At 69.0% G+C, this 14,439-nt stretch carries 6 protein-coding genes; 4 read left to right on the forward strand and 2 right to left on the reverse strand.

The annotated features are described in order from the left end of the window. Positions 1-74: 74 nt before the first annotated feature. Together HD842_RS11175 and HD842_RS11180 are read right to left on the reverse strand one after the other, a co-directional pair. A complete protein-coding gene (locus tag HD842_RS11175) occupies positions 75-8,342 on the reverse strand; it encodes a GH36-type glycosyl hydrolase domain-containing protein (RefSeq protein WP_229424720.1) in 8,268 nt (2,755 codons plus the stop codon). 183 nt (positions 8,343-8,525) lie between these two features. Next, the gene (locus HD842_RS11180) at positions 8,526-10,058 is read right to left on the reverse strand and encodes an aminotransferase class V-fold PLP-dependent enzyme (protein WP_183554392.1); all 1,533 of its coding nucleotides are present in this window, start codon (positions 10,056-10,058) and stop codon (positions 8,526-8,528) included. Positions 10,059-10,207: 149 nt separating this feature from the next. Between HD842_RS11180 and HD842_RS11185 the strand changes: the two genes are divergently transcribed. From HD842_RS11185 to HD842_RS11200, 4 genes are all read left to right on the forward strand, one after another. Then, on the forward strand, positions 10,208-10,693 hold the full coding sequence (locus HD842_RS11185) for an Lrp/AsnC family transcriptional regulator (RefSeq protein WP_183554394.1): 486 nt from the start codon (positions 10,208-10,210) through the stop codon (positions 10,691-10,693). Positions 10,694-10,777: 84 nt separating this feature from the next. Continuing rightward, on the forward strand, positions 10,778-11,914 hold the full coding sequence (locus HD842_RS11190) for a branched-chain amino acid ABC transporter substrate-binding protein (protein WP_183554396.1): 1,137 nt from the start codon (positions 10,778-10,780) through the stop codon (positions 11,912-11,914). Positions 11,915-11,938: 24 nt separating this feature from the next. Then, on the forward strand, positions 11,939-13,762 hold the full coding sequence (locus HD842_RS11195) for a DUF885 domain-containing protein (RefSeq protein WP_183554398.1): 1,824 nt from the start codon (positions 11,939-11,941) through the stop codon (positions 13,760-13,762). Positions 13,763-13,937: 175 nt separating this feature from the next. Beyond that, a complete protein-coding gene (locus tag HD842_RS11200) occupies positions 13,938-14,423 on the forward strand; it encodes a hypothetical protein (protein WP_183554400.1) in 486 nt (161 codons plus the stop codon). Positions 14,424-14,439: the final 16 nt, after the last annotated feature.

Genomic DNA, 14,439 nt, shown 5'->3' on the forward strand with positions numbered 1-14,439 from the left:
CCGCGCGGCCGGCCACCGCCCCGATGATTTTCAGCGCCGGCTGTGGCTGGGCCGCCACGCCCCGCGCGCTGGCCCTAGGCGCCGGCCGGCGTCCCCGCGATCCACAGCTCCACCCGGTGATCGCGCCGGTCATCCTGCATCTCGAACGTCCAGTCAGGACATGGCTGGCCATCGAGCAGCAAGCCTTCCATGCCGTCGCCCGCATGCACCGTGATCTCGTAGAACGCGCTGTGATAACGATAGCGCAGGCTGAATCCTTCCCAGCCCGGCGCCAGGTGCGGCGTCAGGTGCAGGCGCGCACCGTTGCGCTCCACGCCCAGCAGCGCTTCGATTGCCAGCAGCCAGGTGGCCCCGGCCGAGGCGGTGTGCAAGCCGCCGATGGCGCGGCCGATGTGCGGCGCCACCGTGCGCACGCCGCCCGCGAGGAAGTATGGCGGCGCGCCGTGATCGGCCGTGCGGTCCGGCGCCAGGGTCGGCGCCAGCGGATCGAGCATGCCGGCCAGTTGCCACGCGCGGCCGGCGTCGCCCAGCCGCGCGAAGCCTGTCGCCGCCAGCGCGACGGCGCCGTGGTCCTGGCCGGGGCTGGCCACGACGCGCTCGCTCCAGTGCCCGTCGACCGCCGGATCGCACAGCAGCGTGACGCCATGCGCCTCGTCGACCAGGCGCATTGCTGCGGCGCGCAGCGCGGCAGCACCGTGTTCGGCGTCGGCCTGCACCGCCCAGCCCTGGGTCGACAACTCGACGCGGCAAGCGGCGTTGGCGATCGAACCGAGTGCATTGCGGCTGTCCAGCCACGTCCAGCGGTACCAGTCGCCGTCCCAGCCATGTTCTTCGCATTGCGCCCGGAGCGCCAGCGCGGCGCCGCGGCAGGTGGTGGCAAAACCGAAGTCGCCGCGCCGGTCCGCCACGTCGGCGAAGCGTTGCAGCACGGTCGCCATGAAAAAGCCCGTGCGCACGCTTTCGACACGGCCCGTGGCGTCATCGTCGTGCAGGCGCGCCGCCGCCGGCGGCAGGCCGCGCTGGCCGAAGCGCAGGCAGCCGCGCAGGCCGTGCACGCAGTGCTGGTACAGGTCGTCCCCGGCGGCCAGCCGCGTGGCGTCGCCGGGATCGGCGCCGAATGGCAGCACGGCCAGCAGCGCGTGGTCACCCGTCACGGCCAGGTAGCGCGTCAGCACAAAGGGCAGCCACAGGAAATCGTCGACCGCAGGAGCCGGCAGGTTGGACTGCGCCGAGGCGAAATCGCGCGCCGCCTGCAGCAACGCGTCACGCAGCAGCTCGGGCCGGGCATGCACGCTGGCGAGCAGCGACTGCAGGCGTGTGGCGGGACAACGCTCGCCCCACGCCGCGCTGATTGCCTGATACGGCAGCCAGGTGTTGATGCGCAGGTCGAGCGAAGCGTCGGGCGAATGCAGTTGGACTGCGCCCAGCGTGCCAGCCCACCAGTTGTGCAGGCGCTCCCACGCGGCAGCGGCGGCGCGCGCGCCACCGTGCACTTGCACCTCACGGCTGGCGTCGAGCGTGCCGGGACCGGCCACGCCCAGTACGAAGACCAGTTCGCGCTCTTCGCCCGGCGCCAGCGTGATCGCCGTTTGCAGGGCCGCACATGGCGTGCGCCCCGCGCCGCTGGCGCCGGACAGGCTGCGGCGGCCCAGCGCCGCCGGCTGCGCGATGCTGCCCTGGCGGCCGATGAATTCGTCGCGGTCACAGGTTGCGGCGACATCCTCGGCGTCGACATGGAAGAACCCCACCTGGTCGCGGAAGTCGTCGCTGAACGCATTGCGCGCGAACAGCGCGCCGCTGGCCAGGTCGATGCCGGTGACGACCTGCAGGCCAGGCGTGGCGTCGACGCTGTCGAGCTGCCATGCCACGAATCCGGTCACGCTGAGGCGGCGCGGCGCATCGCTGTCGTTGCGCAGCCGGAGCACGCTGTATTTGATGGGGACATCCGGCGCCACGAAGCAGCGCAGCGCCGAATGGATGCCGTGCGCGCCGTGTTCGAACACGGTGTAGCCGACGCCGTGCCGGGTCAGGTAGGGTTCCGGCGATGGCGCCGGCCACGGCGTGGGCGACCAGAGGGCGCCGCTGTCTTCGTCGCGCAGGTAGAACGCTTCGCCATCCTGCGGTGCGACATCGTCGTTGCCGGCGCTCAGGCGCGCAGTGCGCGTCCCGCTCCAGGTGACCGCATGGCCCCGTTCCGAGACCACCGATCCGAAGCCGGGATTGGCCAGCAGGTTGGCCCAGGGCGCCTGCGGCGCCGGCACGGCAGCGCTGCTGCGCACTTCGTATTCGCGGCCATCGGGCGTGAAGCCGCCGATGCCGTTGTCGAACAGTCGCTCTGGCTGCACGGTGGGCAGTGCTTCCGTCATCCACGGCGTGGTTGCACCAGCCACCAGCGGCGACGGCAAGGCGACGCCGGGTCGCGCGGCGCGGCGCAGCTGGTCGGCCAGGTCGCCCCGGCCGGACAACAGCAGCACGCTTGCGCTCGAGCGCAGCAGGATGCGGTCTTCCTGCGCGACGTCTTCGCGCAGGAACAGGTGCACGCCGCCCGGCGCATCGAAGGTGTCGGGATCAACCAGGGCCATCGCCAGCGTCATCACGCCCTCGCGCACGGCGCGGCTGTCGCACAGCACCAGCAGGTCGACCGCGAAGCCGCGGTTGCGCCAGTAGGTATGCGCCTGCAGCACCTGGCGTGCCAGGCCAGTGTCCGGACCGTCCGCCAGCTGCAGCAGCAGCACCGGCTGCGCGCCATCGATGCCGTATGCGAGCAGGTCGGCGCGGCCGCGCACATTGCGCGCGATAACGGCCGGGTCGGCGCGCAGGGCCGGCACCGGCTGCAGCAGGCAGCCAGCCAGGCGGTTGCACAGCTGCGCGTCGGCTTCGCTCACGTCCATGCGGCGCAGGAAGGCCTGGGCCTGGGTCCAGGCCGCGTCGATCGCGCGGTCGACTGCATGGCCGGCGCTGTAGCGGGCCGCCAGTTCACGCGCCATCGCCCGGCTGGCGGCAACGCCCAGCACCAGGTCGACGGTGATCTCCTGTTGCGGCGCCAGCGTGACGGTGCGGCGCAAGGCCAGCAACGCGTCATCCGGTTCGGCGACGAGGCCGGGCAGCGCGCCGCCGGCGCCGATGGCCTGTGGCGCGCGCAAATCGTGGCCGCGGCCGATGAAGCGCGCGCGGTCCGTTTCCACCGTCACGGCAGGCGCGATGTCGCGCACCGCCATGCGGTGCATGACGACGGGTGCATCGGCCGCCGTGACGCACAGCAGGCTGTCGTGGGGAGCGTCGAATTCGATCATGATGTGACTGCGGCCGCCCGGCTCCAGCGCCGGCCCGGCCAGCGCCACGCTGCTGGTCAGCTCCAGCGTGACCGCCTGGGGGCCCTGATTGACGATGCGGATGCGGCGCAGCTCGACGTCGTCGTCCGGCGCCACCACGATATCGGTGTGAATGGCCAATCCACTATCCAGGCAGCGCACGCTGGCCCGGCCCTCGGAGAACACCGTTTCGCGCTCGCTGTCAGGCAGAACGCCCGGCCAGACCTGGCCGGATGCGACGTCGCGCACATGGCACGTCAAACCGGTGTCGCCGATGCCGGTGCGGGTAATCTGCTTGTCATCCCAGCGGCTGGCGCCAGTGCCATCGCTGGCCACGACCAGGTGATAGCGGCCATTGGACAGCAGCTGGACTTCGGGCAGCACCGGGGGTTCGCTTCCGATGACGCGCGCATACGGGCGCGCCGTCACGCTCTGGCTGGCCGTCGCCGCGCCGGTGTAGCGACGTTCGGCGGCTGCGCCGGAGACCGGCACCGGTTCTTGCAGCAAGGGCAGCGCGGCCCGGAATTCGGGATCGCGGCAGAAGCGGCGCTGCATCGGTTCGCCCAGCAGATGGCGGGCCAGCGCCAGTAGCAGCATCGCCTGGTGGTGCGCAGCATAGGCCCGCACGACGACCTGGCGCTCGCCCTGAGGCAGACGGCTTGGTGCGTAGTCGAGCGCTTCATACAACCCGAGCTCGCCCAGCATGCCTTGCGCCGCGAACGCGCGCAGATTGGTGCTGGCCAGGCCCGGCGTCACGCCCAGCGCCAGCGCGGCGGCATACGGCGCCGCGACCAGGTCGTCATCACGCTGGCGCTGCAGCGCCGCGGCGGGCAAGCCGAACTGGCCGGAGCGGTAGCGCGCAGCGGCGTCCACGGCATTGCAACGGGATGGCGAAAAGCCCCACAGCACGTCCCTGCTTTTGGCATGTGCAGCCTGCGCGCGCACCAGCGCGCGGGCGGCGGCGTCGAGCAGCGTGTCGCGCCAGACCGGCATCCAGAGTTGCGGCGCGAGCAGATCGGCCATGGCGCCACGGCGCGACAGCAGCAGCGTGCTTCCGCCAGCCATACGCTGCGGGCGCCCGAGCGACCACCAGTGCTGCTGCGGCAGCTGGTCCTGGGCCACGGCGGCAAAACTGGCCATGCGCGACTCCGACGCCAGCAAGTCGCAACTGTCGCCGTCCAGGCGCTTGTCGCGCACGTGGTAACCGGCGGCCAGCTGGCCAGTGGCGGGGTCGACCAGCGCGCCGAAGTCCATGCGGGCAGTATCGCGCGCCGCGGCGGCCAGGGCAGCCAGCCGCTCGATGCGCTCCTGCGCGCAAGCGCGGCCCGCACCCACCAGAGCAGCCAGGCCGGCGCCACCCGTTGCCGGCGCGTCGAGCTGCGCCAGTTCGCGCAGTGTCGGGATCCGGGTCAGGCTGGCGCCGAGCACGTATTCCTGGACAGCGCGCATCCACGGCGCCAGTGCGTACAGGTCGTCCAGCTGCGCGCTGCAGCCGGCATGCAGACGTTCGACCCAGGCGAGCAGCGCCGGCTCTGCCGCCGCAGCCTCGGGCAGACTGGCGATCAAGCGTTCGGCATTGGCCAGCGCCAGGCGCAGGCAATCGGCGAGGCCCGGCAGCGTATCGAGGGCGCGGCAGCGTTCGGGCGTCAGCGCGCCATCCATCTCGTCCAGCGCATCCAGGAATGACGCCGGCGCGCCCTGCGCGTGCTCGCGCACGACCAGCAGCGTGGCGCGGATGCCGTCCGGCGCAGCGCCGGCGATCGGCTGATCCAGCAATTCGTCCATGCCGACGGCAAAGGTGCGCAGCGCCAGCACCAGGCTGCCGCTGGCGGCGGTATCGACATGGTGTGGCTCGAGCGGGGCCAGCGTGGCGCCGTCGTACCAGTGCAGCAGATGGCCGTTCCATCGTTCGAGCAGCGCCAGCGAGGCGAATGCGCGCTCGCTGCGTTCCAGCAGTCCGCCCAGTGGCAGGAAGCCGAAGTCGCGCGCGCTCAGCGTGGCCAGCAGGCCAAGGCCGATCCCGTCGGGCGAGACCCGTGCATCGACCGCGGGCTCGGGATGTTCGAGCACGGCGTGCGGCGCCAGCCCATGACCATCGGCGCCGTGGCGTTCGAAGAAGCCCCAGGTGCGGCGCGCCAGCGCGCGCAAGAATTGGTCCTGCGCCGGGGCGAGGCGCGCGCTGCGGCGGGTTACGTGCCCCGTCCACCAGGCCAGCACCGGCGACAGGAACCACACCAGCAGCATCGGCGCCGTGGCAAACAAGGCGTACGGGTTGGCAAAGCTCACCAGCGTGGCAGTACCCATCGCCAGCAGCGGCGGGAACCACATGGCGCGGCCGCTGATTTCTAGAGAACGGCCAGGGACCGCCGCCGTCTGCGTGTCGAGCAAGCCGCGCTGCGTCACGTGCCGGCGCCACAGGCCCCGCACGAGGGCATGGCCATCGACCAGCGCCGCATGCGGCAGGAAGGCTGCCCACAAGGCGCTGCGCGTGAGCGTCAGGCGCGCGCCGCGCACCCAGCCGTCCAGGTGCTGGCGCCATGGTGCGTCGAGCGGCCGGTCGCCCAGCGCCACCAGCATGCCCACCAGCGCGGGCACGAACACGACCGCCAGCACCGCCGCGGTCCAGAACACGGGCGCGGCCAGCAGGCTCCAGCACAGGATCAGCAAGGCAAGGGACGCCGGCGCGACGAGACTCGCGCGCAGCTGGTCGAACAGCATCCAGCGCGCGGGCGCGTACTCGAGGTAATCGGGACCGCGACCGAGGCGCTGCACCGATTGCCAGGCCGCGCGCACGGCGCGGTGCCGGCGCAGCATGTACTCACCATAGTTGTGCGGGCGCAGTGCATCCACGCGCAAGTCTGCCACGCGGCCGGCGCGCAGGCGATCGCGCTCGACGGCGCCGGGCCAGGCGCGCCCGTCGTCGCGCACGACATCGCCGCAGGCACGGCGCCAGGCATCGACATCGTGGATTGCGACCCAGCCGTAGCGCGCATCCAGCGCGGCCCCGCCCATGCGGGCAAAGCGCGGCGCGCGATGGCCCGGTGGCGCGGGACCACGCGCCGGCAGCAGCATGCCGTGCCCTTCGAGCACGCGACCGCTGTCGTCCTGCACCGGCTGGTGCAGCGGGTGCGCCATCGCAGCCACCAGGCTGCGCGCCGCGTCGCGCGGCAGGCCGGCGTTGGCGTCCAGTGCAATCACGTAGCGCATCGCGGCGCCCGCCGCGGTATTGCCGGCGGTGAGCAGGAAGCGTTCGCGCGCGCCGCACAGCCAGGCATTCAGGTCGGCGATCTGGCCGCGCTGGCGTTCCTGGCCGATCCAGGCTTGCTGGTCGACGCTCCAGGTGCGTGGCCGCGCCAGGAGCATGAATGGCCCGTCACCGTCAGGGGCGTACCGGGTATTCAACGCCTCGATGGCAGTGCGTGCCTGCGCCAGCGATGCGTCGTCCGTCGGCAGCGTTTCGCTGGCGGCATCGGGCAAATCGAGCAGCAGGCAAAAACGCAGGTTCGGGTCGCGGTTGCCGAGGTAGCGCACTTCGAGCTCTTCGCGCAGCCGTTCGATCGCGGCAGCGTCGCCCGCTTGCGCGCAGACGGCGACGACAGTGCGGCAGGTGTCGGGAATACCGGCACTGAAATCCATGCGCGGCGTGGTGACCGGCGGGATGCGCCAGCGTTCCATCATGCGCACCAGCGACAGCGCCAAGGCGCTGGCCCCCGGCAGCGCCAGCAGGCCAATCAGCGCCAGCAACCAGGCACCGGCATCGCCCTGGCGTGCGTGGACGAGGATGGCGATCGTCAGCAGCAGTGTCAGGACTGCGGTTGCGCCGATGCGCGTGGCAACTGGCGCCTTGTGCGCCAGCGCCGGCAGGTAGTGGCCGACGTGGCGGGTGCGCACGTCCAGGCCACCTTCGCCCGGCGCGCGGTGCGTGCCGGCCAGCGTCAGCGCGTCGCGCGCGACCTCGGCTTCATCGACTTTGGCAGCCCGGGCGCGGCGTGCAATGGCGTGCCGGTAGCTGTCGCGGGTGGCGCCGTCCATGGCGGCGTAACTGCCATCCGGGTCGGTGCGCAGCAGCGCGTCGACCACGCCGTGCGTCTCGGCGAAGGCGCGCCAGTCGATCCCGCCCAGCAGGCGCAGGCTGGCCAGCGTGTTGCCGGCCGAGATGGCATCCTCGGCCTGTTCGCTGTGTTCGCGCTGCGTATGCTGCGCGATGCTGCTGTCGGCATCGGCCAGGCGTGCGTCGAGCCAATCCAGTACCTGGCTCACGGCGCCGCCGCGGCCGTGCAGGCGCCGCGCCAGTTCGGCGATGAAGCTGTCGCTGGCCTCGACGCTGCGCATCATGTCTGCCACCAGCAGGATCAGGTCACCGGGCCGCGTTTCGGCCGTGTCCAGCAGGCGCACGGCCCACCCGGCGGCCTGTTCATGCGCGGCGCAGGCGCGCGCCGCGCGCGCAGCCAGGCGCCGCAGGTTGTCGATCAGGGCCAGGCGCATGAGCGCCGGCAGCGCATCCAGTTCGGCGATGCATAGCAGCGCGCTTTGCGGGCCTTCCTGGTAAGCGGCCACGAACAACGCCAGTTCCCCGGCGTCGATACGGCCGTCGCCATGTGCGATTACGTCGAGCACCAGGCGCCAGGCGCGCACGGCGCCATCCGGGGCCAGTGTCGGCAAGGTCGCGGCGACCGGCCGCAAGCCGGCGCGCACCAGGCGTACCTGGGCGTCGAGCAGATGGTGCTGGTCGAGCAGGCGCGCACCGGCAGGCGGCAGCGCGAAGCCGGCGCGGGCGGCCTCGTCGAGCGCGTCGCACGAGGCAGCGATGGCATCGGCATCCGTGCCCAGAAGGGCGCGCAGGGCCTGGGCGCCGCCCTTGCCGGCGGTGGTGGGTTGCAGTACGTGGCGCGCCGCCAACTGGCGTGCGTGTTCCGCGCGCTGGAGCGCGCCGAGAGGTGCTGCGCGCCATGGCGCATCGTCGCCGGTCGCGCGCGCCGCATCATGCGGCGTGCGCTGCCCGGCGGGCAGGTTGTGGTTCTTGACGTTCAACGGGGCCTCGGGACTGAGCGTGCGCAGCAGACCGCTGGAGCATAGTGGCGTCCGGGACGGATCAGGGCAGGAAACGCTGGGCGCGCACGGCTGATCTCATGCTAGGCAAAGACCAGCGTCGTTACTGTGCGCTGACGAACACACCCCACCGATGCACGGGCATCGGGGCCATGCTACCCGAGATCAGATGGCGAGCGCGAATCCGCCCACCAGCGACCAGGCGCCCGGATGGCCCATGGCGCGCAAGGCTTGCGCCGCGCGGGCACTGCGGGCGCCGCTGCGGCAGACGAACAGCAATGGCGCGGTCGCGCCCAGCCACTGGGGCGCCTGGTCGGCAACGCACGCCAGCGGCACGTTGCGTACCGCGCGGCCGTGCAGGCGGACCGTGCCTGCGACGCTGTGTTCGCGCAGGTCGCGCACGTCGATCACGATCGCGTCCGGATGCGCAGCGAGCCAGTCGTGGGCAGCATCGGCGGGCACCAGCATTGCGCTGTCGATGGCGCCATCAATCGCCGGCTCGGTGCCTGCCACAGGCATCGGCGCGGCCAGCGCGGCGCCGCAGTGCGCAATGCGCTCGCAGGCCAGGTCGAGCGACGCGTCGTCAAGCAGCGCACCAAACGACAGGCGCACCGCCGCCGCGCTGCGCCAGGCCGGCACGCCCATTGCATCGAGCACGTAGCTCGACCCGGCCTTCCCGGCCGAACACGCCGAGCCGGCGCTGACGCGCATGCCGGCGGCATCGAACAGGTCGAGCAGCGTGGCGCTGGCCACATCCGGCACCGAGAAGTTGATGGTCGTGGGGAGCGACTGCGCCAGGGGCGCATTGAACACGATGCCGGGCAAGGCTGCTTCGAGCGCCGCCACTAGGCGCGCGCGGCATGCCAGCAGTGCGGCGCCGTCGCGGAACGTGTCGCCCCGCTCCAGCGCCGAGAACACGGCGCCCAGCGCCGCGATGCCGGCCATGTTTTCGGTGCCGGAACGCTGGCCGTCTTCCTGTCCGCCGCCGCACATCAGCGGCGTGTAGGGCGCACCGCGCCGCACGTACAGCATGCCGATGCCTTTTGGCGCATACAGCTTGTGGCCCGAAAACGGCGCGTAATCGATGCGGCTCGCGGCCAGGTCGAGCGGGAGCTTGCCCAGCGCCTGCACGCAGTCGACCAGCCACAGTGCAGCACTCCCAACGTCGCGCAGCACCGCCTCGATGCCGCGCAGGTCGGACACGACGCCCGTTTCATTGTTCGCCGCCATCGTGCACACCAGCGCCGCGCGCGGCGCCAGCGCACGCAGCACGTCGAGCCGGTGGCGGCCATCGCCATCGACCGGCAGCACGCGCAGCTCGAGGTCCGTGCCCAGCAGCCGGTTCCAGTGCGCCAGACTTTCGGGTATCGCCTTGTGTTCGGTCGCGCCGATCAGGACGATGTCGCCGCAGGCTTCACCACGCGCGCGCCGCTCGCGCACCGCGCACAGGGCCGAGAGCACGGCCGTCTGGATGCCTTCGGTGGCGCCGCTGTTGAACATCAACCGGCCATCCCCGGCGCCGACCACCCGGCCCGCACTGGCGCGCACGCGCTCGCGCAGCGCCCGGGCGCGCAGGCCCGTTGCATGGCTGCTGCTCGGATTGCCGAAGCCATCCTGCATGGCGGCCATGGCGGCGGCAGCGGCGGCGGGCAATACCGGGGACGTGGCATTGGTGTCGAGGTAAATTTCGGTCTGCATGAATAGGTGCCAAAAATATAAAAAAGGTGTCGCACAACATGTTATTGTCCAGTAATATGGTACGAGCTAAAGACGGTCAATACGTCCTAAACTTTCTGGTTTTCAATCAAACAGTAGGATAATTATTCTTATAACCAGCAATGCGGAATATGAATTCACTCGACAAGTTTGATTGCGCGATCCTCGCTGCCCTGCAGGCGGATGCCACGTTGTCCATTTCGGGCCTGAGCGAAAAGGTTGGTTTGTCCAGCACGCCTTGCTGGAAACGCGTCAAGCGCCTGGAAGAAGAAGGCTTCATCGAAAGCCGCGTCAGCATCGTCAATCGCGAAAAGGTCGGCTTGCCGGTCACCGTATTCGTCAGCGTCAAGACCCCCGAGCACGATGAAAAATGGCTGGCGCGCTTTGCCGCCGCCGTGATCGCGCTGCCCGAGGTGCTGGAATTTCATCGCATGAGCGGCGACGTCGATTACCTGCTCAAGGTCGTCACCACCGATATCGCCGGCTACGACCGCTTCTACAAAAAGCTAATCAAGACCGCGCGCCTGACCGGCGTGTCGTCGGCCTTCTCGATGGAACAGATCAAGTCCACCACCGCCCTGCCCCTCGAACTGATCTCGCACGGCACGCCAGCCTGAGTCTTTACAGGCGTCGTGCGCTTTCGCCGCGCGTCCGAATCGTGCGATGATGGCGCCCGTCCACATCAACGGGAGACTGAGTCAATGCCATCGAAAATCACCATGGCGCCGCTGGCGCTGGCCGCACTGATTGCCACCATCGGCGTGCACGCGCACGCTGCCGAGCAGGTCGTCAAGATCGGCGTCAGCGGTCCGCTGTCGGGCGCCAATGCGTTCGCCGGCAAGGACAATGAAAACGGCGTGCGCATGGCCATCGAAGAGCTCAACGCACAGAAGATCCAGGTCGGCGCCAACGTGCTGCGCTTCGTGCTGCAATCCGAAGACGACGCGGGCGACCCGAAACAGGGCGTGACCGTGGCCCAGAAATTCGCCGACGCCGGCGTCAAGTTCGTGCTGGGTCCTTACAACTCGGGCGTGGCGATTCCGGCCTCGCGCGTCTACAACGACAGTGGCATCCTGATGTCGACGGTCGGCACCAATCCCAAGATCACCGCCAGCGGCTACGCCACCGTGTTTCGCATCGTCGCGAGCGACACGCAGGTCGGCGCTTCGGTCGCCGGCTACGCGGCCAAGGAACTCAAGATCAAGAACATCGGCGTGATCGACGATCGCACGGCGTTCGGCCAGGGCATCGCGATGGAGTTCAAGCGCCAGGCGCAGCAGGCCGGCATCAAGGTCGCGGGCCACGAGTTCACCAACGACAAGGCCAGCGACTTCGCCGCGATTCTCACCGCGCTGCGCGCCAAGAAAGTCGACGCCATCTTCTACGGCGGCTACGCACCGCAGGCCGCGCCGATGGTGCGCCAGATGAAGCAGCTCGGCCTGAACGTGCCGCTGCTGGGCGGCGACACGCTGTGCAGCCCCGAGATGGCAAGGCTCGGCGGCGCTGCGGTCGGCGAGAACGTGCGCTGCGCGCAGGCTGGCGCGATCGTCGCCAGGCAGCCAGGTGGCGCGGCCTTTTTGGCTGGCTACAAGAAGCGCTTCGGCCGCGAGCCGGACGTGTATGCGCCATCGTTCTACGACCAGACCAAGTTCATCGCGCAGGCGATCCAGTCGGCCAAGACCGTCGATGCCAAGGCAGTCGGCGTGGCGATGCACACGATCAGCTACCAGGGCGTAGTCGGCACCTATGGCTATGACCCCAAGGGCAATCTGAAGAAAACGGCCGTCACGGTCTACACCTTCAAGAACGGCGCCCTCACGCCGCTGGCCAGCTACTGATTCTTTACCAGGACCTCGAACACGATGAACCCATTCTTCAAAACCGGCGTGCTGGCCACGGCCGCCTTGCTTCTGTGCGCAAGTGCCGGCGCCGCGCCGGCCACGGCCCCCGCATCTGCACCAGCATCGGCATCGGCATCGGCTGCCGACACCCAGGCCGGCAAGGCCATCAACAAGCTGGTCGACGAGTACTACGATGCCTACGCGCGCTTCGAGCCGGTGTGGGCGACCGAATCCGGTGACGGCCGCTTCGATGGCCAGCTTGGCCTGCCGATCGCGCCTAAGAACCGCGACGCGCAGTTTGCGCTGTACCGCGGCTACCTGAAACGCCTGGGCACGATTCCGCGCGAGCGCCTCAATCCGCGTGACCAGGCCAGCTACGACATCGTCAAGTTCGAGCTCGAAACCGCGCTGCGCCTGGGCGCCTTCCCCGAGCACCTGCTGCCGGTGGACCAGATGTTCAACATGCCGGTCTTCATGGCCAACTACGCCGGCGGCCAGGGCGCGCAGCCGCTGGCCACGCCGCAGGATTACCGCAATTACCTGAGCCGCCTGGATCAGATGGTCGCCTACATCGACCAGGCGATCGCGAATATGCGCGAAGGCGTCAAGCGCGGCGTCGTGCATCCGCGCGAGCCGATGCTGTCCCTGCTGCCGCAGCTGAAGGCACTGGTCGCGGCCACGCCCGAGGCCAGCATCTTCTACAGCCCGATCAAGGCGCTGCCGGCCGGCTTTTCAAGCGCCGACAAGACCAAACTGACGGCGTCGTACCGCAAGACGGTGGGCGAGAAGCTCAATCCGGCACTGGCGCGCCTGGCCACGTATGTCGAGAAGGACTACCTGCCGGCCACCCGCACGACGGCTGGCTGGGGCGCACTGCCAAACGGCGCCGAGTGGTACAAGGCGCGTGTGGCAGCGATGACCACCACGAGCCTGACACCCGAACAGATCCACGAGATCGGCCAGAAGGAAGTGGCGCGCATCCAGGGCGAGTACGGCAAGATCGGCCCGAAGATGGGTTACACGGGCCCTGCGGCCGGCCTGCCGCGCTGGGTGTCGGAGCAGCCGAAGTACAAGCCGTTCACGTCGGATGCGCAGGTGATCGCCATGTTCGAGAAGATCGACGCCGACGTGCGCACCAAGCTGCCGAAGCTGTTCTCGCTGATGCCGAAGGCACCGCTCGAAGTGCGCCTGGAACCGGAGCTGACGCGCGAGACGGCGTCGGACCATTATTCGTCACCGGCGGCCGATGGTTCGCGCCCCGGCGTGTTCTGGTCGGTGGTGAACGATCCGACCAAGTACGGCAGCACCGGCATGGTCACGCTGTACCTGCACGAAGGCCAGCCGGGCCACCACTTCCACATCGCGCTGACCCAGGAGCTCGGCCTGCCAAACTTCCGCAAGTTCGGCGGCAACACGGCGTTCACCGAAGGCTGGGCGCTGTACGCCGAGACGCTGGGCAAGGAAATGGGCCTGTTCGACAAGCCGGAAGATTATTTCGGCCACCTGAACGACGAGATGCTGCGCGCCGCGCGCCTGGTGGTCGACACCGGGATGCACACCAAGGGCTGGAGCCGCGATCAAGCGATCACGTACTTCCGCGAGACGCTGGGCTACTCGGAACTGGAAGCGCGCGCCCAGATCGAGCGCTACATGGTCATGCCGGGCCAGGCGCTGGCGTACAAGATCGGCGCCCTGAAAATCATGGAACTGCGCCAGCGCGCGCAGGCTGCACTGGGCGACAAGTTCAACCTGCCGGCATTCCACCGCGTGGTGCTCGATGAAGGCACGCTGCCGCTGGCAGTGCTGGAGGCGAAGGTCGATCGCTGGATTGCAGCGTCAAAGTAAGCTGGATCGGGAAAGCCGATTTCGCGGAGCAGCCTTGCTGGGGAGAAGAACAGCGGGCTGCTCCTCGCAAACCGGGACAACGATACTGAACTACCGACGCGAACGCATCGCGCGCCCGTATTTTGAGTCTGTTGGCGAGTTAATCGCTGAATGCGGTCTTCACCAAGAAAGCGTCATGGCCCCTATTTTTCGACTAATCGCAATCTGCCCGATCGCGTTGTGGATGGCAGGCTGCGCGCCGAACACCGACACCGCTCATGCTGATGCTAATGCTGGTGCTGGCACGGCAATCGGCGTCACCACACAAGAAAAGATCACGGTCACGGATGGCATCCGGACCCGCGAGGTCCATGAAGTCAGGAACGGCATCAGGGAAATCATCCTGCAAGAGAACCAGAAGGCCGGCCAGCTGCACGGCGAGCAGCGCAGGTTTGCCAAAGGAATGTTGATCGAAGAGGTCCACTACGAGAATGGCAAACAAACGGAGGTCAAGGACCAGGAGTGGCTTGATGAGATGAATGAATTACGCTCCGAGAACTGCGTCCTCGAAAAAATTCCGGATCAGCCTGATCCGGAAACGAAAGAGCCGCCCATGTCGCCGGCAATGCGCGATCAAGTCATTGCGCGCTGCAATGAGCGGCCGTTCGCCAGCGACAAATAAGCTGCAATCAGAATAG

This window comes from Massilia aurea (genome assembly GCF_014200505.1).
Taxonomy (GTDB): Bacteria; Pseudomonadota; Gammaproteobacteria; order Burkholderiales; family Burkholderiaceae_D; genus Telluria; species Telluria aurea_B.